We start from the raw sequence: 22446 nt of genomic DNA, 5'->3' as shown, positions 1-22446 counted from the left end.
CGAACGGCTACCCGACCGGCTCTCCGGGCACCGGCTCCAGCAGCCGGTCGTACGGGACGGCATGGCTGGTGCGGCCGCGCACGCCGGTCGTGGTCGTCGCGGCGAACAGGGAGTTGAGCAGCGCCTCCTCGACCGAGTCCATGACCGCGGCGAACACCGGGTTCAGCCTGGCGTCGGGCAGGGCCGGGACCTGCGGTGACGCGGTGCTGAAGGCGATGGCGTAGTCGCCGCTCCCGTGGGAGTACGACGCCCCCACGCGGCCCATCGCGAAGATCGCCCGCCGGGCCAGGCGGGCGAGCTGACGGGCGTCGAGCGGCGCGTCGGTGGCCACCACGATCATGCAGGAGTTGCCGACCGGCCCCTCGTTCGCCACCCCCGGGACGAGTTCCTCGACCGGCATCGGGACGCCCCGCACGGTCAGCACGCCACCGAAGTTGGACTGGACGAGCGCTCCGACCGTGACCGGAACGCCGTCCACCACCGGCCGCCGGGACGAGGTGCCGATGCCCGCCTTGAAGCCCAGCGCCGTCGTCCCGGTGCCCGCCCCCACGCAGCCCTCCGCCGGCAGCCCGCCGGACGCCCCTTCCAGCGCGTCGAGCACGTGCCGTTCGGTGATCGGGCGGCGCCGGATGTCGGACAGGAAGCCGTCGTTGGTCTCGCCCACGACCGGGTTGAAGGAGATCCCCTCCGGGTTGCCGTCCATCAGATAGGTGACCAGCGCGTCCGCCGCCCGGAACGCCGACAGCGTGGCGGTCAGGACGACCGGCGACTCCAGCACGCCCAGTTCGTCGATCTGGGTCGAGCCGACCAGCTTGCCGTACCCGTTGCCGGCGTACACGGCGGCGGGCAGCCCGCGCCGTTCGGCGGCCAGCTGCCGGGGAACGATGGCGGTGACCCCGGTGTGCAGCTCGGCGCCGTCGTCGAGGGTGGTGTGACCCACCAGGACACCTTCGACGTCGGTGATCGCGTTCAACGGCCCGGTCGGCATGTCGCCGACGACGACGCCCAGCTCGCGCGCCCGCGCGCGACCGCTCATGGATGAGGAGAGGAAATTGTCCATAATGTTCCCATTGTCGCGGCTGCGCCCGGCCGCCGCGCGAGGTGCCACCGTAAGGGGCGACGCGGGCGTATGACGGGCCGATGCACCCACGACCTGGAGTTCCACGACGACGTCGTGATCAAGCGGTACGCCTCGTGGGGACGAGGAGAACCGCACCGGGAGTGGACAGCCCTCACCCTGCTCGCCGAGCACGCCCCCGGCCTCGCGCCCACCCCTGTGGAGGCCGCGCTCGACGCCGATCCGCCGGTGATCGTGATGACCCGGCTGCCCGGCCGCGTCCTGCGCGGCGAGGACATCACCGACGAGCAGCTCCAGGCGATGGCGACCGCCCTCGACCGGCTGCACCGGGTCCCGCGCCGGGTGGTGGACGCGGTCGAGCCCGCCCCCTGGGGACCCGCCGCGGCCGTCACCAAGGCTCGCGCCTGGGCCGGCAGGCGGCGTGACCTGGGCGAAGAGCCCGTGGTGCGGGAGGCGTACCGTGCGGGTGTCGCCTGGCTGGCCTCCACGGCCCCCGACAGGCTCCTGGCCGGGTCTCCGGCGCCCGTTCTGGGGCCGGCTGACGGCAACCTCGCGAACTACCTGTGGGACGAGCACGAGCGTCGCGTCCGGATCGTCGACTGGGAGGACTCCGGCCGCAACGACCGTGCCTTCGAGCTCGGCGAGCTGTGCGAGCACATCTCCCACCTCGACGGCGCCTTGGACGCACGGCGGCTGCTGTCCCGGGTCGGCCTCGCCCCGCGGGAGGCCGAGCGGGTCAGGGACTTCCGCCGCCTGATCGCGCTGGGCTGGTTCCTCCAGCTCGGTCCCGGTGGCCCGGCGACGCCGCACAACCCGGCGGGTGCCCTGGAGACCCAGGCCGAGAGGGTTCTCCGGCTGCTCGGCTAGGGTGCCGTCAGAGCAGGGTGCCGCCCGAGGCGTCCAGCCAGTGGCCGGTCACCCAGCGGCTGTCGTCGCCGGCCAGGAACGCGACCGCGTCGGCCACGTCCGCGGGGGTGCCCACGCGGCCCATGGGGGACAGCGACGACAGCCAGGCCAGCGCCTCCCCGACGAGCCTGCCCTGATGCATGTCGGTGTCGATGACGCCGGGAGCCACGGTGTTGACGGTGATCGCGCGTGGGCCGAGCTGCTTGGCCAGCGTCGAGGTGAGCACGTCGAGCGCGCCCTTGGACATGGCGTAGCTGATGGACTGCGGCATCGCCGAGCCGCGGGTCAGCATCGTGGAGATGTTGATGATCCGGCCGCCGTCGCGCAGCCGGGGCAGGGCGTGCTGGGTGACGAAGAAGGGGGCGGTGGCGTTGATCGCGAAGATCCGCTCGAACTGCTGCCTGGTGACGTGCTCGATGCCCGGCTCGTCGTTGAGCACGCCGGCGTTGTTGACCAGGATGTCCAGCCGGTCGGCGCGGGCGTCGAAGGCGCCCCACAGACGTTCGGCGTCGCCGGGCGTGCCCAGTTCGGCCCGCAGGGCGAACGCCTGCCCGCCGGCCGCCTCGATCGCGGCGACGGTTTCCGCGGCGGCCTGCTCGTTGCCGCCGTAGTGGACGGCGACGCGCGCGCCGTCACCGGCCAGACGCCGGGCGATGGCCCGGCCGATTCCCCTGCTCGCGCCGGTGACGAGCGCGGTCTTGCCATGGAGGTTGCGCATGATGTGTCCTTCTGCCTGCAGCGTGCGAGGCGGTGAACTCGGCCACGGGGGCCGGTGGATCAAGGGGTGTTCTGGAGGAAGCCCAGGGTGGCCAGGTCGTTCACGGTCGTCTGCAGCGCGTCGATGCGGGCGCGGCCGATCCGGACGAGTTCCTCGCCCGCGGCGACCCACTGGTCGAGATCGCGGGAGAGCGGCGGGATGCCGGCGAGGATGTCGGCGCTCTCCTTGAGGGTGATGCCGACGCGCTGGGCGGCGAGGGCGAGCCTGATCCGGCAGACCGCGTCGACGGTGAACCGGCGGGCGTTGCCGCTGGTGCGGTGGCCGCTGATCACGCCGTAGCGCTCGTAGAAGCGGACGGCGTTGGGCGTCACCCCGGCGGCCTCGGCCACCTGCCCGACCGTGAGCGAGGCCGCGCCCGCCTCCAAGCCGGCGTGGTCGGCGCCGGTCGGCTGGTTCACCGTCGGCCGGCCAGGTCGGGGACCCTGATGGGACGCAGCGCCCGCGCCCACGTACGCAGCTCGCCCATCATCAGGTGCAGCGCCTGCGCCGAGCCCGGCGGAGGGACGAAACGGCCGTCGGCGTCCAGGTTCTCCCATGGCATCGGGAGCAGCACCGACTCGCGGACCGTGGTGGCCCGCAGTTCGGGGAAGACCGCGCGCAACTGCTCCACGGCCCTGATGCCGCCGGAGGCGCCGTACCCGACGAACGCGACCGGCTTGTAGGCCCACTCGGTGAAGTGCCAGTCGATCGCGTTCTTCACCGGTGCGGGGAAGCTGTGGTTGTACTCCGGGACGAGGAAGACGAATCCGTCGGCGTTCGCGAGGATGCCGCCGATCGGGGACGCGGCCGCTCCGCCGGGCTGCAGCTCGTGCATCGGCAGCGAGACCGCGGCCAGGTCGATCAGGTCGAGGTCGAGCCAGTCGATCGTGGTGAGCTCGCGCTCCAGCCACGCGGCGAGCGGGTCGGCCATTCTGGGCGTGCGCACGCTGCCGATCACCACGGCGATCCGGAGGCGGGCGTCGGTGATGTTCTCCGTCATGGCGACGACGCTAGAGGTTCGCCTATGGGTGAACTCAAATCGCCGGCCCACGTCGGGTGGCCAGGGTGTTGAGGGGGTCGTCCAGGAGGCCGGCGAAGGCGAGTTCGGCGGCGCCGGCGAGCGTGGTGTCGTCACCCAGGGCCGTCACGGCCAGGCGGACGCGTTCACGCGACACCGGCAGGACATGCGCGTCGATCCGGGCGCGGACGCGTGGCGCGGCGCCCGGGTAGACGTCGCGGAGCATGCCGCCGAAGACCACGAGCGCCGGGTTGAACAGGTTGATGAGGTTGACGACGCCGACGCCGAGCCAGTCGCCGACGCGGTCCAGGGCGTCCCGCGCCCGGGCGTCACCGGTCCCGGCCAGGGTGACGACGGCCCGGATGCCGTCGCGTCCGATGAGGCCGTCGGAGCGACGCGCGTAGTCCAGCAGCGCCTCTTCCCCCACCTCGGCCTCCAGGCAGCCGCGCGACCCGCACAGACAGGGCCGCCCGTCGAACGGGTTGACCAGCATGTGCCCGAGTTCGCAGCCGTAGCCCGAGTCGCCGTCCAGGAGTTCGCCGCCGACGATGATCCCGCCGCCGACACCGACGTCCCCGTGCAGGTAGATGAGGTTGTCGACGTCGCGTCCCGCGCCGCGTACGTGCTCGGCGACCGCGCCCAGGTGCGCCTCGTTGCCCACCTCGACGGGAAGCCCGAGGCCGAGCCCGGCGGCGAGTTCCGGGCCGAACGCCTGGTCCACCCAGCCGAGGTGCGGCCCGTACCGGACGGTGCCGTCGGCACGCCTGATCAACCCGCAGTACGAAGCGCCGACCCCCACGCACGACGCGCCGGGATCGGCCCCGACGACCAGTTCGCGGCCGAAGGCGGCGAGGACTCGGACGACGTCCTCCAGGTCGGCCCCGGCACGGGCGCGGACGGCCTCGCGGCGGTCGAGGACCTGGCCGCCGAGCCCGACACGGGCGGCGAGCAGCCGGTCCACGGCCACGTCGAAGGCCAGCCCGTACACCGTCCCCCGCTCGGGCATGACGACGATGGACGGCCGCCCCGCGCGGCCCCGCCCGGCGGGAACCCCTTCGCGGACGAGCCCGGCGGCGGTGAGCTCTGCGGTCAGGTCCATGATGGTGCTGCGGTTGAGGCCCATCTCGCGGCCGAGCGCGGCCCGCGACACCGCGCCGTCCTTGTGGACGCGTCGCAGCACCTCGCTCAGGTTCCGCTGCCGCATCTGCTCCTGCGTCCGCGCGCCCGCCGCCGCTCCCGTCACCCCGGCCAGCCTAGGACCTGTTCTCACGCGATCACAGCCTGAAAAAAGATCGACTTTTCGCGAAATATACGGCTGTTAGTCGCGTACCACGCGCTTGGAAATTCGATGCGGAATTCGCCGACAGGGCGGTTGAGCAGCCGTCCCATCAGCTATACATCAGCTGCCGCACTCCGCCGATGAAGGGGACGCCCATGGCCAGAGCGCGCCAGAAAAAGCGTGCCACCCCCGTCCGTACGGAGGAGGCCGGAAAGTGGAAGGCCGTGCGGACGTGGCTGGCGGGCATCCTCAGCGCCGTGATCGTCGCGGCGATCGGGGTCGTGTTCACCGCCTGGTTCAACGCGCGCGGCTCCGACACCGTCGACAGCATCAGCGGCGAGCCCCCCGTCAAGGTCGGCTACGTGGCCGTCGAGTACGCCGCCCAGGACACCACCCTGCGGGAGCCGGTGACCGATCCCGCCGACCGGGCCGTCCTGCTGGGCGGCGCGTCCGGCTCGCGGCGCGACACCGTCATGGCGAGCCACGACTGGGCCCCGCTGGAGAGCGCGGAGGTCACCGTCGTCCTCGTCGGCAACCGCAGCAGCCTGCGCATCGTCGACGTCCGGCCGCGCGTCCTCGACCGCAGGCCGATCTCGGACGGCGCGCTGTTCGTGTACACCCCCGCCGGAGAGTCCCCGGCCGTCGAGCTCGCCGCCGACCTCGACCAGCCCGCCCCCCGCTTCACCACCCCCGAAGACCCGGACACCTCCTACTTCAGGAAGAAGCAGATCGACCTCAAGCAGGACGAACGAGTCACGCTCTCGATGACGGTCACCGGCACTGCCGCCTACTACGCCTTCGACCTGCTGGTCACCGTGCTCGCGGGGGACCGGACCGAGCAGCTCACGATCCAGGGGCCGGACCGTACGCCGTTCCGGGTGACCGGCACCTCCGACACCTACCGCGCCTACTACACCACCTCCCCGCTCGGCGGCTGGCGGCCGATCTCCAGGAGCGAGGCGTGCGCGATCGAGCGGAAGCTCGCCAAGGCCGGGCAGTGCTGACCGCGGGCGGGTACCGGTCGGCGGCGACGCTGCTGGTGGTCATCCTGGCCACCTGCTCGGCCGGGGCCGACGTGACCGGGGCCGGTCGCGTCCCCGTCGAGTGGCGGGCGGTGTGGTCGGTGCCCGTCGAGGCCGGGCACGGCGTCATGGCCCAGGAGGCCCGCGGTCACGCCGTGTCAGATCGGGCGGTCGCCGTGGCCACGCGGCAGGGCGACGTACGGATCCACGACCCGCGAACGGGAGCGCTCCGGCTCACCGTCCCCGCCGGTCCGGCCCGGCCCTCGTCCGTCACCGGCGTCTGGCTCGCGGGCGGCACGCTCGTCGTCGCCAGAGGCGAACCGGACGCCCCCGAGCAGACCCTGTACGGCCACGACCTGGCCACGGGCGCGCCCCTGTGGCGGCGCCCGATCATCGTCGCCCTGCGTCAGCCCCGGCTGGACGAGGCCGGCCACTACCACGGCCCGCGGATCCTGGCGACCGAACACGGCATCGTGGTGTTCGAGCAGCCGGACGACCCCCTCCAGATCCTGGCCCTCGACGCGCGGACCGGCACGGCCACGGCCCGTTCCGCCTACCCGCCGGGCTGCCGGCTGACCGGCGCCGCGACGGCCCGCTCGGTGTGGCTGCTCAGCCACTGCCGGGACGGCGAACTGCGGCTGTCCTCGATGGATCCGCGCACCCTGCGGCAGGGACGGACGCGCCCGCTGCCGTCGTCGTCCGCGACGACAAAGGGCGGCGGCCCGTCGATCGAGCTCACGGCCAACGCCGAAGGGTACGTGCGGGCCAGGGCGGCCGACGACGACTTCTTCCTCGGCCCCGACGGCCGCCTGCTGTCCAGCCGCTCCCAGGCCGTCAGGGTCAGCCCGCCCGGCCGCCGGGCCGCGCCCCTGTACGCCGGCCCCGCCACCATGCGGCCCGCCCCGCGATCCTGGCCGCTGCCCGCCTACCTGATCTCCGTGGACCCCGTCACCGGAGAGCCCGGCGGCCTGCCGATCGACCTGCCCGCCGGCCTGGTCTCCTTCGCCGGGACGAGCCAGGGCCTGGCCTTCGTGTTCAGCGACGTCCCGGGAGACGGGCGGCTGACGGCGTACCGGCCGGTCCACGGGACGGTACGCCCGCAGACCGCCTGGCCGGACGCCTGCGGCCTGCTGACCGGGCGCGACCTGGCGGCGTACGCGGACGGCTACCGCCCGGCCCCGGCGACGGACGGCACGGCGCGCTGCGACTGGATACCCCGGGCCGACGACGGCGCCGTCGTCTCGCTGTCAGTGGAATGGGTGGCGCCGTCGGAGGAGAGCGCGCGCAGGCTGTACGCCGCCGACTCCGCCACCGTCAGAGCGGCCAACCCTGTCGACCCCACCACCGAGGCCCCGGGATTCCTGTCCTACACGGTGGACGCGACGGACGGCTTCTACGGCGCGACGCTCGTCAACGTGGGGCCGGCCGTCGTCCGGCTGACCTCGTCGTCCCGGCAGGCGGTGCGGTTGTTGTCGTCGGTGCTGCGCGACCGTCTGCTGGCCCGGTACCGGCCGGGCGTCCGTGCCCCCGTCCCGGTGGGCGAGCGCGGGTGGAGCTTTCCGACGGACGCGGCCATCCGTACCGAACCGGTGGTGACGGGCGGCGTCGTCTACGCGTCCAGCGCCGACGGCACGGTGTCCGCGCTGGACGCCGCCACCGGCGCGGTGCGCTGGCGCCGTCAGACGGGCGGGCCCGTGGGGGAGGACCACGTGGTCGCGCACGGCACCGTCTACGCGGCCTCCCGCACGGGCAGACTGGTGGCGTTGGACGCGGCGACCGGCCGCCCCCGCTGGAGCCGCAGGATCGGCGATCCCGTCGGTCTCGTGGTCGCGGCGGGCCGCCTCTACCTGTGGACCCGGCATCCCGCCTGGTCCTCGAAGGCCGAACTCGTGGCGCTCGACGCCGCCTCGGGCAGGCGGCTGTGGAGCTTCGAACCGGCGGGCGACCTGCTGGCCCCCAAGCCCGTGTCGGCCGGGGACGTCGTCCTCACCGGCGACGACCACGGCGTGATGTACGCCCTGACCCCCGCCACCGGAACCGTGGAACGGCGGTGGCGGCTCGGCGGGCGACACGACCGCGTCCTGCTGCGACGGTCGGGCGCGACCGTCTACGTGGTGAGCGGCAGCGGCGACGTGAACGCCGTGGACGTCGCCTCGGGCGAGGTCCGATGGAGGTCCCGGATCCCCGGCCCCGTCTCCGCCCCTCCGGTGGTGACCGGCGGGACCGTCTACCTGGGCGACGACCGGGGCACCACGCACGCGCTGGACGCCGCCACCGGCGAGCGCCTGTGGAGCTTCGAGGCCAGGGGCGACCAGCCCATGTACCACTGGAGCGTCGCCGTGTCGGACGGCCTCGTCCACACCGTCGGCCGCGACTGCACGCTGTACGCGCTCGACAGGGGCCGGCCACGCCGGCGGCTCCCGCTGCCCGGCGGCTGCGGGACCGGCCCCGTGGCGGCGGGCGGCGCCGTCCACGTCTCCGGCGGCGACGGAACCGTGTACACGCTCGACCCCGCCACCGGCGCCGTGCGGTCGAGGTTCCGGACCGGCGGCGCCGTCGAGACCGTCCCTGTCGTGGCCGACGGCTTCGTCTACCTCGGCGCCTCCAACGGAAACCTCTACGCCCACCCCACATCGGCCCCCTGACGGGCGTCCGCCGCCGGTGGGCCGAACAGTCGCCGGCCGGGGGCGACCGTGGCCCTGACCGGCCCGCCGGGACGCGGGGGCGCCCGCGGGCCCGTGCGTCTAGTCTGCGGCGGCGCGCATCAGGAGATGGCCACGACGGAAGCGTTCGTCCTCCAGGGGCTCGCGCAGCATCCGTCCCACCTCGACGAACTCCTCCTTGCGGGCCAGATCGGCCAGGTCGTCGATCGGCCACCGGTAGGCCGGTGTGACCTTGTGGTCGAACTCCGTCACCGGATCGCCCTCGGCCTCGAAGAAGCCGAGCAGGAGGTGACCGCCGGGGGCCAGCACCCGGCGGAACTCGGCGAAGTACGCCGGCAGCTCCGCCGGCGGGACGTGGATCATGGAGTACCAGGACACCAGGCCGCCCAGCTCGCCGTCGGCCACGTCGAGGGCGTCCATCGAGCCGAGCTCGAAACGCAGGCCGGGGAAGTCCCTTCGGGCGAGGTCGAGCAGCGCGGGGGACAGGTCGATGCCGAAGGCGTCGAGGCCGAGGTCACGCAGGTGGGCCGTCATGTAGCCGGGGCCGCAGCCGGCCTCGACGACGGGCCGGGGTCCTGTGGCCCGTACGAGCTCGGCGAACACGGAGATCATCGCGCGATCCAGCGGCAGGCGGGCGAGCGAGTCCCGGGCGAGATCGGCGTACAGCTCGGCGACGGCGTCGTAGGCGTCGGCGGTCGTGGTGAGGTAGGAGGATTCGGCCATGGCGGACGACTGTAGCCCATCGGCCGGCCGATCAACGGCCGTCGATGCGTTGCCGTATCCTGTGAACAAAAATCCAAATAGTTCACACGGATATGGATCTCCCCATGCTGAACGACCTGCCGTATCTGTCGGCCGGCGAAGGACCACCCCTGATCGTCCTGATCTACACCCCCGAAGCGGCCAACCCGACGGGCCTGACGCGCTGGTCCACGATGCGCATGGTGCGGCCGTTCACCTCTCACTTCACCGTGTACGTCGTCAACCGCCCGCCGGGTCTGCCGCCGACCACGACCATGGCCGACCTCGCCGCGATCTTCGCCCAGGCGATCAGGACCACGTTCGAGGGCCCGGTGGACGTGCTGGCCCTGTCCACCGGCGGATCCATCGCCCTGCAACTCGCCGCCGACCATCCCGGCCTGGTCGACCGCCTCGTCCTGGCGGGCACGGCGTGCACCCTCGGCCCGGCCGGCAGGCGGGCCCAGCGCGGCTACATCGAACGCGCCCGCCAGGGCAGGCGGCCGAGCCCGGCGCTGGCCGAGATCGTCACCGAATCGGCGCTCGGCCGCGTCCTGCTCAAGGGCCTGCTCTGGCTCTCGGACGGCGGCCGCGCCGACCGCACCGACGCCGTCACCGTGCTCAACGCCGAGGACGGCTTCGACCTGCGCGGACGCCTGCACGACATCAAGGCGGCCACCCTGCTGATCCAGGGCGCCGACGACCTCGTCTACCCGCTCGACCTGGCCCGGGAGACGGTCGACGGCATCCCAGGCGCCCGGCTGACCGTCTACCCCGGACGGACCCACAGCGGCACCTTCACTGACAAGCGCTTCGCCCCCGACGCCCTCGCCTTCCTGACGGACAGGTGAACGAGCCTCCTCACAGCCCCGGACTGACCGGACGCAGGCCGTTCCGCACCGGCGCCGGCCGGAGGGCGACGACGCCGAGCACCACGTGCAGGACGCCGGCCACCGCCGCCGCGACGTGCAACCCGGTGACGAAGGCCGTCTTGGCCTGCGTGACCGCCGCCGGCACGAGGGCGGGGAGCTGGAGGGTCCCGTCCAGCGTGGGGGCCAGGTCCGGCCCCTGGAGGCGGAAGACCAAGGCCGCGAGCGAGCCGAGGAGCGCGATGCCGAGCGCGTTGCCGATCTCGTTGCTGGTCTCGGCCAGCGCCCCCGCCGCCCCGGCCCGTTCCGGCGGCACGGCCCCGACGGCGGTGTCGGCCACGACACTGAACGAGATCCCGTAGCCGACGCCCGCGACGACGGTCGAGGCGACGTACCAGCCGACCCCGCCCGTGACGGCCGTGGGGAGCAGGACCAGCAGCCCCGCGGCGATGGAGAAGTGGCAGACGGCGAGCGCGGCCCGCTTGCCGACGCGTTCCACCACGAAGGGGGTGACGACGCAGGTGACGGTGAGCACCACCGCGCCGGGCAGCGCGAGCAGCGCCGCGTGCAGCACCGGCAGGCCGAGCACCGACTGCAGGTAGACACCCGACAGGTACGCCGTCGCCGACCACGCCGCCAGCGGCAGCAGCCCCGTGATGATGGCCACCGTGAACACCCGGTCGCGGAACAGCGAGAACTCGATCAACGGGTGCGGAAGGCTCCGCTGCCTGCGGCCGAACCACACCAGCAGCCCCACCCCGGCCGCTCCCGCGACCACCGGGACGATCGACGGACCTTCCGCGGCGGCGTTCTTGAGTGCGTAGATCGTGAGCAGGAGACCGGCCGCCGAGGTCACGACGCTGGGCACGTCCACGCGGCCGGCACGCGTCGTGCGCACCTCGCGGAGCAGGACCGGCGCGAAGATCAGGAACAGCGCGATGACGGGCAGGTTGATCAGGAAGACCGCCCCCCACCAGAACCGTTCCAGCAGGACGCCGCCCGCGATCGGCCCGACGGCGAACCCGGCCGCGAACGCCGCGGCGAAGACGCCGATGGCCTGCGCCCGTCGCCGCGGGTCGGCGAACAGCTCGCTCAGCACGGCCAGCGCCGACGGCAGCAGGGTCGCGCCCGCCACCCCCATCAGCGCGCGGGCCGCGATCAGGAGCTCGGCGCTGGGCGCGAACGCCGCCGCCGTGGAGCCGACGCCGAACACGGCGGCGCCGATCAGGAGCAGCCGCAGCCGCCCGTACCGGTCGCCGAGGTTGCCGAACGTGATGAGCAGGGAACCGACCGCGAAGCCGTAGATGTCGAGGGTCCACAGGGCCTGGTCGGCGGTCGGCGTGAGGGCCTGGCTGATCCGGGGCATCGCCAGGAACAGGATCGAGCCGTCCATGGAGACCAGCAGGACGGGCCCGAGGATCACCAGGAGGCCGAGCCAGGCCCGCAGGCCCGGAGGAGTGTGCGTGTGCTGTCGAGACATGGGGCCGACACTCGGGCAGGACGCGCCCGGCAACCATCCCCCTGGCGTGGGTGCACCCAGCAGGTGTACCCACGGACCCGACCGGTCGGCCTAGGCTCGACGGTGTGGAGAGTCTCGGAACGTTTCTGAAGAGCCGTCGTGACCGGGTCACGCCCGCCGCGATCGGGCTGCGTACCTTCGGGACGGCCCGCCGGGTTCCCGGGTTGCGGCGTGAGGAGCTGGCGCAGCTCGCCGGGGTGAGCGCCGGGTACTACACGCGTCTGGAGCAGGGGCTCGCGGAGACCGCCTCCGAGCAGGTGCTCGACGCCCTCGCGCGGGTGTTGCGGCTCGACCGGATCGAGACCGTCCACCTGCACAACCTCGCCCGGCAGCCCTCCCGCGCCCGGCTGTCCCGGCCGCCCCGCGAGGAGCCTCATCCGCGGGTGCTCGCGCTTCTGGAGTCGTTGAAGGAGACGACGCCGGCGGTCGTGCTCGGCCGGCGTGGGGACGTCCTGGCGTGGAACCGTACGGGTCACGCGCTGATGGGCGAGCATTTGCCGTTCGAGGCGCCTTGGGATCCGGAGAACCGCCCGTCCATGCCGAGGATGTTCTTCCTGGACCCGCTCTTCCGCGACCTGCACCGCAACTGGGACGAACTCGCCCGCATCCACGTCGCCTACCTCAGGCTCACCGCGGGCCGCTTCCCCACGGACGCCCGCCTGGCCGAGCTGATCGGGGAGCTCACGATGCGCAGCGACGAGTTCGCGACGTTGTGGGCGGTGGGCGAGGTCGCCGACTGCACGGTGGGCACGATGCGCCTGCGGCATCCCACGGTCGGCGCCGTCAGCGTGGACTACCAGGTCTGGCTCCAGCCCGACAGCCCGGACCACCGGGTCGAGATCTACACCCCGTCCGACCCACCCTCCGCCGACGCCCTCCACATCCTGACCCACCAGACCACCCCGTGACCCTGTTGGGATGCCCTTCGGGGGCCCGCCGGGTGCGGAGGTTGTGGGGCCTTGGCAGCCTCCGCGGTGCGTGTCGCGTCCGGCGGGCGGCCCCGAACGGGTCACCCGGGTCGCCGGGGGTCAGATGGTGCCGTTGAAGCGGTTGTAGTACGCGCCCACCTCGTCGCGGTGGGCGTCGTCGTTGTATGTGGCGTCCTCGTCGAACTTCGGCGAGTCCTTGATCTCCTGCTTGGTCCGCGCGAGGTGGACCTTGCGTTCCTGCGGGTCGATCCGCGTGACGGTGCCGGCCGGCAGCACGACCTTCTTGCCGAAGATCCACGGGCCGGTGTCGACCACCAGGTAGCTGTCGCCGACGGTGTGGCTCGTCTCGTCCACCGACCCGATCGAGCCGTCGGTGGCCTCGACGTCGAAGCCGACCACGTCCAGTGTCTTGTCGCCGTAGACGTCGGAACCGTAGCTCCACATGTCCTGAGACAAGGCGTTTCCTCCTGATGATCTAGAGTACGTTGCCCACCCACTCTTCCCGGATCAGCCTCGGCAAACATGGAATCTCAGCTCGTCGTGCGGGCGGCGTACGTGGCGAGGCCGTCGGCCATGCCCCGCAGGAAGCGGGTCAGGTACCAGCGCCAGAACCCCCCCGACAGCGGCAGCTTCGGCTCGAAGACGGCGGACCAGGTGATGTCGGTGCCGCCGCCGGAGGTCGGGACGAGCTCGATCGTCCCGCGGTAGGAGCGGAACGGGCCGCCCAGGTTGTCGTAGACGAACCGCCGGTCGGGGACGAGCTCGACGATCCGCTCCCGGGAGACGTTGCGCCCGGTGCGGAAGACCCGGGTGTCCCCGGCCCGCTGCCGTGCCGCCGGATCGCCGCCCTCGACGTCGGCGGAGTCGATCGGCGACCATGACGGCCAGGTGGCGGCGTGGGTGAGCGCCGCGAAGACGGCGTCGGGGGCGGCCTGCGAGCGCGCGGTCACGGCGAAGGAGTACGGCATGAGCCCCAACGTAGGGACCGGCCGCGTCCGGGGGCCATGCGCACGATTGCCGACGATCGATCGGTTCTTGCGGTCCGGGGGCAGGCGCGCGGCACGCCGGCGGGCGATCAGTGCTTGCGGTACGCCGACGGCCGTACGCCGGTCTGCCGCAGGAAGGCCGCCGACAATGCGCCCGGACTGGCGAACCCGCACCGCCCGGCGATCTGCTCGACGCTGAGGGACGTGGACGCCAGCAGCCGCCGCGCCTCCTCGATGCGCAGCCGGGTCAGGTACCGGTGGGGCGTCAGGCCGGTCCCCTCCCGAAAGACCCGGACGAAGTGGTACACGCTGAGATGCACCTCGGCCGCGATGACGGCCAGCGTCAACGGCTCGGCCAGCCGCTCGGTCATGATGGCGACGCCCGCCCGGACGGCCGCGTGCTCGGGGCCGGGCAGACGTTCGGCCCGGCCCTGGGTCAGCAGGTGCGTCACGAGGAAGGCGGCGGCGGACTCCGCGTACAGGTCGCCCGCTCCGGCGCGGCCCGGCAGCGCGCGCAGCAGCTGCTCGACGACCGGGTCACCGGCCGCCAGCGCGGCGGCCGACGCCTCGAAGTCGGGTTCGCGACCGCCCAGCGCGTCGGCGGCCCGCCGAACGGCGCCCGCGGGGACGTGCACCTGGACGGTGCTCAGCCCGGCCTCGGCCCGGTAGCCGATCGCCTCGGCGCGGCCGGGGACCATGAGCTCCAGCCGCCCCGGGACCCAGCGCCGCCGGACCGGCCGGCCGCCGGACCGTATCCGCAGGTCGGCGCTCCCCGCCACGCAGAGCACGAGATGCAGGTCGGACACGGCGGGCAGGGGGAGGTGGTCGACCTCGGGCGCGTGCCGGAACGTCTGCACCAGCAGTGACCGCCAGCCGGCGTCGTCCCAGCTGTTGTACGTGTGCCGCACGTACGCCGAGGTGTCGAGGCCGGCGTAGGGCGCCAGATCGAAGTCGGCGGAGTCGAACACGTCCCGAGCCTAACGGGATCATCGTGGCGGGGCCTCGGCGAGCGAGAGGCTGTTGCCGTCCGGGTCGAGGACGTCCACGTGGCGCACGCCGTTGCCGTACGTCTCCACGGGCCCGTGCTCGATGCCGTGCTCGGCCAGCCGGGCCAGGATGTCGTCGAGGCCGGTCACACCGAACGTGATCATGGTGCCGCCCACGCGCGCGGCCCGCATGTGCCGGTCGTCGACGACCACCCACGCGTTCTCGCCGACCTGCCACAGGTGCTCCTCGCCGACGATCTCGTCCGCCGGACGGCCGAAGAACGCCTCGTACCACTTCTGCGCCGCCACCCGGTCGCGTACGCACACCACGCTGTACAGATCCACACGGACCACTCCTTGCTGTCGTTCCGTGAGGAAAGACCTCGCCCGCGGCCGGAACTCATCGGCGGGCGGCGGCTGACAGCGGGATGTGTGCGGTTTGTGAGCGAGGGGCCGGAGGGTGGAGGCGTTCGCGTCACTCAGCTCAGGAGGAACCGGTTCATGTACCCATGTGATGTCCCGTCCCGTCGTGCGGCGCGGCCACGGTGGCTGCGCGCGTTCACGGCCGCGGTGCCGGTCGGGAGCCTGGCCGTCGCCGCGCTCTTCCCGGCCGCCGCGACGGCCCGGCCGGCCGGGGACGACCCGCGGGCCCTGCTGTCGCGCCTGGCGCGGGACGTGGTGGCGGCCGGGGCGCCCGGCGTGATCGTACGGGTCGACGACGGCCGCGGCCGGCCCGTCGAGATCGCCGAGCAGGCCGCCTGGACCGCACGCGACCACGTGCTCAGGGCCGGGGACGAGTTCCGCATGGGGTCCAACACCAAGACCATGGTCGCCGTGCTCGTGCTGCGACTCGTCGCCGAGGGCCGGCTCGCCCTGACCGACCCGGTGGACAAGTGGCTGCCCGGCAAGGTGCCCGGTGGCGGGACGATCACGCTGCGCATGCTGCTGAACCACACCAGCGGCCTGTACGACTACACCGACGACCCGGCGCTCCGGGCCTCGATGCTCGGCAGGGACCGGCGGCGGTGGACCCCGGAGAAGCTGCTGGCCGTGGGGGTGCGACACGCTCCGCTGTTCGCGCCCGGCGCGAAGTGGTCCTACAGCAACACCGGCTACGCCGCGCTCGGCGCCGTCCTGGAGAAGGTCACCGGGACGAGCCTGGCCGACCTGCTCAGAGACCGGATCGCCCGGCCGCTCGGCCTCGATCACACCTATTACGCCACCGGCCCCGCCTGGCGCGGCCCCCACGCCCGCGGTTACGAGCCGGACGCCGCCCACCTGCCGTCCGCGGTGCCCGCCGCGTTCCGGCGGCTCGCCGGGCCGCGCCACGACGGCCACGTGGACGTCTCCGGCCACGACCCCGGGTGGGGCGGCCCGGCGGGGGCGGTGGTGTCCACCACGCGCGACTGGTCCCGCTTCCACGCCGCGCTCATGTCCGGCGAACTGCTGCCCGCCGCCCAGCTCGCCCAGCTCCGCACCACCGTGCCGATGGACCCGCGCGAACCGGACGGTCCCGGATACGGGCTGGGCATCCAGACCGGCGCCCATCCGTGCGGCACGTTCTGGGGCCACGACGGCGGCATGCCCGGCTACCTGACCACCAACCTCACCGACCGAACCGGCAAGCGCACGGCGACCGTCCTCATCAGCGCGGAGTACTGGGCCGAGTTCGGGGGCGACCCGAAGCTGGCCAAGGCCGCCCAGGCGCTCCAGATGGCCGTGACCTGCACGATGTTCGGCAAGCCCGTGCCCGGCGCTAGCTGAGCGGCGCGGCGAAGACCGCCGTCACCAGCCCCTCGGCCCCGGACCGCGACGCCGCCGCACCCTCCGCGTGCGCGGCGGCGAACCCGGCGGCGCCCAGCGCTGCTTCCGCCTGCCGGGCGAGCCGCCGAGCGTCGGCGGCGCCGGTGCCGGTCCAGCCGCCCAGCACGGTGGCGGCCCCGAGCAGCCGTCCCGCCCGTTCCGGGCGATCGCGGCACAGCTCGATCCCGGCGGCCACGACCGCGGTCGCGGCCGCGACCGGCGTGTGCCAGGTCAGCGTCAGGCGCACCGCCGGATGGTCGAGCCGGCGGGCCGCGCGGTCGGGCGATCCCTCCGCGAGGTCCACCTGAGCCAGTACGCCCAGCAGCAGCGCGGTCAGAGGTGGCGTGGTGGAACGGCCGGGCGGGGCGGCGGCCAGCCCGGCCAGGGCGTGTACGCGGGCCGTGGCCGGTCGTCCGGCGGCCAGCTCCAGCCGGGCCAGGCCCAGGCGCACCTGGGTGTGCGACTCCGCCGACCCGCTCCGCCCGGCCTGGTCCAGGAGGCCGGTCAGGCGCCGCCGGCCGCCGTCCACGTCGCCGGACTCGGCCCGGTGCAGCGCGGCGGCCACCTCGTTCTCCATGGTGTGCTCGGGCATGCCGAGCTCGCGGAAGTACCGGGTGGCGCGTTCGGCCAGGGCGGGGGCGGTGGCGGGTTCGCCGGACCGGATCAGTGCCGAGCCGAGGGCGCTCAGCGTCATCGCCAGGCCCCACCGCTCGCCGAGTTCCTCGAAGCCGTCGAGCGCGCGGGCCAGTGCGCCCCTCGCCTCGTCGAGGTGGCCGGTGTTCATGGCCAGCACGCCCCCGACCAGCAGCGCCAGCGACCGGCTCCACCGATCCGTTCCGTCTTCCGGTACGACGTGGTCGCCTTTGGCGGCTATGCCGAGCGCCAGACGGGCCATCTCGACGATGGGATGGGCGCCGGGGACGACCTGGGCCAGGGCCGTCCTGATCCGGTCGAAGGCCGCGTCCGCCTCCTCCGGGACGGCGGCCTCGGTGGTGGCCATCGCGTGGGCGGCGGCGACCAGCGCGCGGGACTGCGGATCGACCGGCCCGGTGACCTGGAGCACCCGGCCGAGCAGGTCGAGCGACTCCGGCGGGAAGTCCCGCAGGAGCCAGAACCAGCTCAGCGCGACGCCGAACCGGACGGCCCGCTCGGCGTCGCCGGATTCGGCCGTCCAGCGGATGGCGGCCGCCAGGTCGTCCCGTTCGGCGGACAGGCGGGCGAGAAGGCGAAGCTGGTCCGACGTGCGCAGGAGGGGGTCGGCGGTCTCGGCCAGCCGCAGGAAGAACCGGGCGTGCCGGTCTCGCGCGGCGGCGACCTCGGCGCGCCGGGCCAGCCGGTCGAGGCCGTACTCGCGGATGGTCTCCAGCAGGCGGTAACGCGGCTCGGCCGGGTCGGCGGAGTCGGCCGGGTGCAGCAGCGACTTGTCGACCAACGCCGCCAACAGCTCCGGCACATCACCCGCACCGCCGACCGCCCCAGCGTCGCCGATCGTGCCGGCGGTGCCGATCGCCTCCGCCGTGTCCTCGGTGAAGCTGCCGCGGACGACCGACAGGCGTTCCAGCAGGGCCCGTTCGCCGGGGTCGAGCAGGTCCCAGCTCCAGGCGACGGCGGCGGCCAGGGTGCGGTGGCGCGGCAGCGCCGTACGGCTGCCGCCGGTGAGCAGCCGGAACCGGTCGTCCAGCCGGGCCGCGACCGCCTCGACCGGCAGGGCGCGCAGCCGGGCGGCGGCCAGCTCGATCGCCAGCGGCAGGCCGTCGAGGCGGCGGCAGATCTCGACGGTCGCCGCCAGCGCCCCGCCGTCCAGGGCGAAGCCGGGCCGTACGGCGGCGGCGCGGTCGTGGAAGAGCCGGACGGCCGCGCTGGACCGGGCCTGGTCCGGCGTCGCGCCCGGTTCGGGCAGGTCCAGCGGGAGCACCTGGTGCAGGGTCTCGCCGCCGATGCGCAGGGGTTCGCGGCTGGTGACCAGCACCCGCAGCCGGGGGCAGCGGCCGAGCAGGGACTCGCACAGCGTGGCGACGGCCTCGACCACGTGCTCGCAGTTGTCCAGCACCAGGACCAGGTCGTCGTCCGCGAGGATCTCGGCCAGGTGGTCCAGCGGCGCCCCGCGCGGGGGCGCGCCCTCCTCGCGCGCCCGGAGCAGGTCGAGCAGCACGCGGGGGACGTCGTCCGGGCCGATCGCGGCCAGCGGGACGAACCACACCCCACCGGACGGCGTGAGCCGCCGGCCGACCGTGCTGGCCAGCCGGGTCTTGCCCGCGCCTCCAGGGCCGACCAGCGTGACCAGCCGGGCGCGGCCGAGCAGGCCGATCACGCGGCGCACGTCCTGGTCACGGCCCACGAAGCTGGTGAGCGGAACATCGAGGTTCCCACGCGACGGCCGAGCAAGCGACACCCCCGACGCCCCGGAGTGCCCCGACGTCCCGGAGGGCCCGGACGCCGCGGATGCCCCGAACGGCCCCGGCGGCCGGTGGGGGCCGGGGAGGTCGCCGCGTAGGACCGCCAGGTGGGCCGCCTGGAGGTGCGGTCCGGGGTCGCCGCCGAAGTCGTCGGCGAGCAGGCCGCGGATGCGCTGGTAGGCGGCCAGCGCCTCGGCGCCCCGGCCGTTGAGGGCGAGGGCCCGGATGAGCTGGGCGTGCAGGCGCTCGCGCAACGGGTGCGCGGCGGCCAGCGACTCCAGCTCGGCGACCAGGTCGAGGTCGGCGCCCAGCGTCAGGTCGGCCTCGACGCGGTCCTCCAGGGCGGCCAGCCGGGCACGTTCGAGCCGTTCGGCCTCGGCGGCGGCGAACGGCGCCGCCCGCACGTCGGCCAGCGCCGGACCGCGCCAAAGGCTCAGGGCCTCCCGCAGGGTGGCGGCCGCCTCGGCGGGCCGGGACCGCGCGGACGAACGCCGCCCCGCCCGGGCCAGCCGCTCGAACCGCACGGCGTCGACGGCGTCCGGCTCGACGGCCAGCCGGTACCCGGCCGGACCTGAGGTGACCAGCCCCGGGTGCCCCAGGACGCGCCGGAGCCGGGACACCAGCGACTGCAGCGCGTGCGAGGGAGCCTCCGGCGGCGCCTCGTCCCACAGCGCCTCGGCCAGGGCCTCCGGCCGGACGGCACGCCCGGCGTCAAGAGCCAGCCTGACCAGCAGCACCCGCAGCCGCGCGCCGCCGACCGGCGCCGGGCCGTCGGCGGTGACCAGCGTGAGGGGACCGAGGACGCCCACGCGCACCGGCCCGTCGTCGCCGCCGCCCGGCCCGGTCGCATCCGCCATGACCAGGAGTCTGGCACGCGCCGGAGGATCGCTTGACGAAGCGGACCGCAGTCCGATAGCTTGCGGACACATTCGGACCACGGTCCACTTAACGGGAGATCGACATGCTCAAAAAAATGATCACCGCCGGCGCGCTGGCCCTCATGGTGCTCGGCGCCCCCAGCTCGTACGCCGACTCGGCCCCCGGCAAGGTCGTCCACCACTCCCACAAGGAGACGGGCACGCCCTGCGAGGGGCTCAAGGGCTGCACGTACGTCCAGCTGAAGGGCGACCCGAAGACCGGCCCTTCGGAGGCCATGTTCACCCTCAAGGCCGGCACCCCCTTCGACCCGCACTGGCACACCAGCCCCGAGCACGTCGTCGGCGTCTCGGGCGTCATGCTCTGGAACGTGAAGGGCCACAAGACCTACCGGATCGGCGCCGGCGACTACCTGTACTACCCGTCGAAGGCGGAGCACTGGGGCAAGTGCGCCCCGGGCGCCGACTGCGTCTACTACGTGTACGACTCCAAGCCCTACGACTTCCACCCCGCCGACCGCTGACCCGGCGTCGTCCGGCGGGCGCGGAAGGTGCGGCGGTAGGCGTCCGGAGGCACGCCGACCGTGCGGTTGAAGTGCCGGCGCAGCGTGGCCGCGGTGCCCATGCCGGTGGCCTCGGCGATGGCGTCCACGCTGTCGTCGGTGGTCTCCAGGAGCTCCTGGGCGCGGCGGATCCGCTGGGTCAGCAGCCACTGCAGCGGGGTGGTGCCGGTCATCGACCTGAAGTGGCGGCCGAGGTGGCGCGAGCTCATGTTCGCCCGGCGGGCCAGGTCCTCCACCGTCAGGGGCCGGTCCAGGTGCCGGTCCGTCCAGGCGAGCAGGTCGCTGAGGGGGTGGCCGTGCGGCTCGGGTACGGGCGTGGCGACGAACTGGGCCTGGCCGCCGGGCCGGTGCGGCGCCACGACCAGGCGGCGGGCGATCGTGTTGGCGACCGCCGAGCCGTGGTCGCGGCGGACCAGGTGCAGGCACAGGTCCAGGGCGGCGGCCTTGCCCGCGGCGGTGAGCACGCTGCCCTCGTCCACGTAGAGCACGTCCGGATCGACCTCGATCAGGGGGTGGCGGGCGGCCAGCGTGTCGGTGTGGGCCCAGTGGGTGGTGGCCCGCCGCCCGTCCAGCAGGCCGGCCGCGGCCAGGACGAAGGCGCCCGTGCAGAGCGAGGCGACCCGCGCGCCCGCCCCGTGCGCCGCGCGTACGGCCGCGACGAGGTCGGCCGGCGGCTCGACGTCCACCTCGGCCCAGCCGGGGACGATCACGGTGTCGGCCCGTACGAGCAGGTCGAGCCCGGCGTCGGGTTCGAGCAGGAACCGCCCGTCGGCCCGTACGGGGCCCACCCCGCAGATCACCGGCTCGTACCACCGATCGACGGGGACGGGCGGGGGCGAGCTGAACAGCTCGTAGGCCAGGGCCAGCTCGAAATGCAGGATCCCGTCGGCGACGGCTATCGCGACCGTACTCACGTCCGGAATTGTACGCATCATGTCGTTCCGGACGCTCGTGCGGAACCGCCGGGGATCGCCAGGATGTCCACATGACTGATGCGGACATGAGCCAGATCACGGTGGCGGTTTATGGCGCGTACGGGCACACGGGCCGCTTCGTGGTGGCGGAGTTGCTGCGGCGCGGGCTGGTCCCCGTCCTGGCGGGCCGGAACGGGGACGCGCTCAGGGCACTGGCGGAGTCGACCCCGGGGACGGAGGCCAGGCAGGCGTCGGCGGACGATCCCGCGTCGCTGGACCGCGCGCTGGACGGCGTGGCAGCGGTGATCAACTGCGCCGGGCCCTTCGCCGTCACGGCCGCCCCCGTGATCGAGGCGGCCCTGCGCGCCGGCATCCCGTACGTGGACGTCGCCGCCGAGATCGAGGCCAACGTCGACACCTTCAAGCTGTTCGCCGAACGCGCCGGGGCTTCGGGAGAGGTGATCGTCCCCGCGATGGCCTTCTACGGCGGTCTGGGCGACCTGCTGGTCACGGCGGCGATGGGCGACTGGACCGGCGCGGACCAGGTGCACGTGGCCTACGGCCTGGACAGCTGGCACCCCACGACCGGCACCCGCGTCGCGGGCCGGGTCTCCCGGGAGCGGCGCGGCGGGCGGCGCGTCCGCCACGCCGGCGGCCGGCTGGAGTACCGCGACGACCGGGCGCCGGCCGAGAAGTGGTCCTTCCCCGAGCCGACCGGGACGCGCGACGTCGTCGCGGAGTTCTCGATGGCCGACATCGTGACCGTCCCGAGCCACCTGGACGTTCCCGAGGTGCGCACGTACATGACCGTCGAGGCGGCCGCGGACGTGGCGAGCCCCGACACCCCGGCCCCGGTCGCGGCCGACGAGTCCGGACGGTCGGCGCAGCCGTTCGTGGTGGACGTGGTCGTGCGCTCGGGAGCCGAGGAACGGCGGGCGGTGGCCCGGGGCCAGGACATCTACGCCGTCACCGCGCCGCTCGCGGTGGAGGCCGTCCAGCGCGTCCTCACCGGCCGGACCAGGGCCGCCGGGGTCGCCTCGGCGGGGAAGATCTTCGACGCGGCCGACTTCCTGCGGGCGCTGTCACCCCAAATTGTGGTCGAGCTGGACGTCCCGGCCCACGAGCGGGGCCAGACCGGCTGAACG

21 protein-coding genes are annotated in these 22446 nt (G+C 73.9%); 8 read left to right on the top strand and 13 right to left on the bottom strand.

Annotation, left to right across the window (positions count from 1 at the left end; all coding sequences use genetic code 11):
• Window positions 1-7: 7 nt before the first annotated feature.
• Window positions 8-1036, bottom strand: coding sequence for a P1 family peptidase (locus ACWCSU_RS24685; protein ID WP_449937801.1), 1029 nt, complete (start codon window positions 1034-1036; stop codon window positions 8-10).
• Window positions 1037-1129: 93 nt separating this feature from the next.
• On the opposite strand from ACWCSU_RS24685, the gene ACWCSU_RS24680 reads away from it, so the two are divergent.
• The gene (locus ACWCSU_RS24680) at window positions 1130-1945 is read left to right on the top strand and encodes a phosphotransferase family protein (RefSeq protein ID WP_449937799.1); all 816 of its coding nucleotides are present in this window, start codon (window positions 1130-1132) and stop codon (window positions 1943-1945) included.
• A 7-nt stretch (window positions 1946-1952) separates the two neighbouring features.
• Here the strand turns inward: ACWCSU_RS24680 and ACWCSU_RS24675 are convergent, their stop codons facing one another.
• From ACWCSU_RS24675 to ACWCSU_RS24660, 4 genes are read right to left on the bottom strand one after another with little or no spacing between them, the layout of a single operon-like run.
• On the bottom strand, window positions 1953-2702 hold the full coding sequence (locus ACWCSU_RS24675; RefSeq protein ID WP_357708909.1) for an SDR family oxidoreductase: 750 nt from the start codon (window positions 2700-2702) through the stop codon (window positions 1953-1955).
• Window positions 2703-2761: 59 nt separating this feature from the next.
• Window positions 2762-3160 carry a MerR family transcriptional regulator gene (locus ACWCSU_RS24670; RefSeq protein ID WP_449937797.1) on the bottom strand — a complete coding sequence of 133 codons (399 nt, stop codon included), beginning with the start codon at window positions 3158-3160 and terminating at the stop codon, window positions 2762-2764.
• Window positions 3157-3741 (bottom strand): NADPH-dependent FMN reductase, encoded by a 585-nt coding sequence (locus ACWCSU_RS24665; protein ID WP_449937795.1) that lies wholly within the window; start codon window positions 3739-3741, stop codon window positions 3157-3159. Before ACWCSU_RS24665 ends, ACWCSU_RS24670 begins: the two co-directional genes overlap by 4 nt.
• A 34-nt stretch (window positions 3742-3775) precedes the next feature.
• Window positions 3776-4963, bottom strand: a complete 1188-nt coding sequence (locus ACWCSU_RS24660) for an ROK family protein (protein ID WP_449938363.1) — start codon at window positions 4961-4963, stop codon at window positions 3776-3778.
• Between the two features lie 230 nt (window positions 4964-5193).
• On the opposite strand from ACWCSU_RS24660, the gene ACWCSU_RS24655 reads away from it, so the two are divergent.
• Window positions 5194-6042 carry a hypothetical protein gene (locus ACWCSU_RS24655; protein ID WP_449937793.1) on the top strand — a complete coding sequence of 283 codons (849 nt, stop codon included), beginning with the start codon at window positions 5194-5196 and terminating at the stop codon, window positions 6040-6042.
• Entirely contained in the window at window positions 6000-8705 is a 2706-nt protein-coding gene (locus ACWCSU_RS24650) for an outer membrane protein assembly factor BamB family protein (RefSeq protein WP_449937790.1), read from the top strand. The genes ACWCSU_RS24655 and ACWCSU_RS24650 overlap by 43 nt, the downstream gene beginning before the upstream one ends.
• Before the next feature lie 99 nt (window positions 8706-8804).
• On the opposite strand, the gene ACWCSU_RS24645 is transcribed toward ACWCSU_RS24650, so the two are convergent.
• Window positions 8805-9446 carry a class I SAM-dependent methyltransferase gene (locus tag ACWCSU_RS24645; RefSeq protein ID WP_449937788.1) on the bottom strand — a complete coding sequence of 214 codons (642 nt, stop codon included), beginning with the start codon at window positions 9444-9446 and terminating at the stop codon, window positions 8805-8807.
• A 104-nt stretch (window positions 9447-9550) separates the two neighbouring features.
• Between ACWCSU_RS24645 and ACWCSU_RS24640 the strand changes: the two genes are divergently transcribed.
• On the top strand, window positions 9551-10312 hold the full coding sequence (locus ACWCSU_RS24640; protein WP_449937787.1) for an alpha/beta fold hydrolase: 762 nt from the start codon (window positions 9551-9553) through the stop codon (window positions 10310-10312).
• A 10-nt stretch (window positions 10313-10322) separates the two neighbouring features.
• On the opposite strand, the gene ACWCSU_RS24635 is transcribed toward ACWCSU_RS24640, so the two are convergent.
• Window positions 10323-11810 carry an MFS transporter gene (locus ACWCSU_RS24635; RefSeq protein WP_357708893.1) on the bottom strand — a complete coding sequence of 496 codons (1488 nt, stop codon included), beginning with the start codon at window positions 11808-11810 and terminating at the stop codon, window positions 10323-10325.
• A 104-nt stretch (window positions 11811-11914) separates the two neighbouring features.
• On the opposite strand from ACWCSU_RS24635, the gene ACWCSU_RS24630 reads away from it, so the two are divergent.
• Window positions 11915-12757 carry a helix-turn-helix transcriptional regulator gene (locus tag ACWCSU_RS24630; protein WP_364091821.1) on the top strand — a complete coding sequence of 281 codons (843 nt, stop codon included), beginning with the start codon at window positions 11915-11917 and terminating at the stop codon, window positions 12755-12757.
• A gap of 120 nt (window positions 12758-12877) precedes the next feature.
• On the opposite strand, the gene ACWCSU_RS24625 is transcribed toward ACWCSU_RS24630, so the two are convergent.
• The 4 genes from ACWCSU_RS24625 to ACWCSU_RS24610 all read right to left on the bottom strand — a co-directional run bounded on the left by ACWCSU_RS24625 (window position 12878) and on the right by ACWCSU_RS24610 (window position 15095).
• Window positions 12878-13234 (bottom strand): PRC-barrel domain containing protein, encoded by a 357-nt coding sequence (locus ACWCSU_RS24625; protein ID WP_364091825.1) that lies wholly within the window; start codon window positions 13232-13234, stop codon window positions 12878-12880.
• 74 nt (window positions 13235-13308) lie between these two features.
• Complete coding sequence (locus tag ACWCSU_RS24620; RefSeq protein WP_449937782.1) at window positions 13309-13746, bottom strand: SRPBCC family protein; 438 nt, start codon at window positions 13744-13746, stop codon at window positions 13309-13311.
• 107 nt (window positions 13747-13853) lie between these two features.
• Window positions 13854-14732 carry a helix-turn-helix domain-containing protein gene (locus tag ACWCSU_RS24615; RefSeq protein ID WP_449937780.1) on the bottom strand — a complete coding sequence of 293 codons (879 nt, stop codon included), beginning with the start codon at window positions 14730-14732 and terminating at the stop codon, window positions 13854-13856.
• An 18-nt stretch (window positions 14733-14750) separates the two neighbouring features.
• Window positions 14751-15095 carry a VOC family protein gene (locus ACWCSU_RS24610; RefSeq protein ID WP_357708883.1) on the bottom strand — a complete coding sequence of 115 codons (345 nt, stop codon included), beginning with the start codon at window positions 15093-15095 and terminating at the stop codon, window positions 14751-14753.
• Window positions 15096-15251: 156 nt separating this feature from the next.
• Here ACWCSU_RS24610 and ACWCSU_RS24605 point away from each other — a divergent pair, with 156 nt between their 5' ends.
• Window positions 15252-16514 carry a serine hydrolase domain-containing protein gene (locus tag ACWCSU_RS24605; RefSeq protein WP_449937778.1) on the top strand — a complete coding sequence of 421 codons (1263 nt, stop codon included), beginning with the start codon at window positions 15252-15254 and terminating at the stop codon, window positions 16512-16514.
• On the opposite strand, the gene ACWCSU_RS24600 is transcribed toward ACWCSU_RS24605, so the two are convergent.
• Window positions 16507-19806: an AfsR/SARP family transcriptional regulator gene (locus ACWCSU_RS24600; protein ID WP_449937776.1), complete on the bottom strand. Its 3300-nt coding sequence runs from the start codon at window positions 19804-19806 to the stop codon at window positions 16507-16509. The genes ACWCSU_RS24605 and ACWCSU_RS24600 overlap by 8 nt on opposite strands.
• A 104-nt stretch (window positions 19807-19910) precedes the next feature.
• Here ACWCSU_RS24600 and ACWCSU_RS24595 point away from each other — a divergent pair, with 104 nt between their 5' ends.
• Complete coding sequence (locus ACWCSU_RS24595) at window positions 19911-20348, top strand: cupin domain-containing protein (RefSeq protein ID WP_449937775.1); 438 nt, start codon at window positions 19911-19913, stop codon at window positions 20346-20348.
• On the opposite strand, the gene ACWCSU_RS24590 is transcribed toward ACWCSU_RS24595, so the two are convergent.
• Window positions 20321-21301 carry a helix-turn-helix domain-containing protein gene (locus ACWCSU_RS24590; RefSeq protein ID WP_449937773.1) on the bottom strand — a complete coding sequence of 327 codons (981 nt, stop codon included), beginning with the start codon at window positions 21299-21301 and terminating at the stop codon, window positions 20321-20323. The two genes, ACWCSU_RS24595 and ACWCSU_RS24590, sit on opposite strands and share 28 nt — an antisense overlap.
• 71 nt (window positions 21302-21372) lie before the next feature.
• On the opposite strand from ACWCSU_RS24590, the gene ACWCSU_RS24585 reads away from it, so the two are divergent.
• A complete protein-coding gene (locus tag ACWCSU_RS24585) occupies window positions 21373-22443 on the top strand; it encodes a saccharopine dehydrogenase family protein (RefSeq protein ID WP_449937771.1) in 1071 nt (356 codons plus the stop codon).
• Window positions 22444-22446 lie beyond the last annotated feature (3 nt).

The organism is Nonomuraea sp. NPDC001699, from assembly GCF_053596455.1.
Note: the sequence above shows the minus strand (reverse complement) of the source record. Positions and strands in the feature narration are given on the sequence as shown.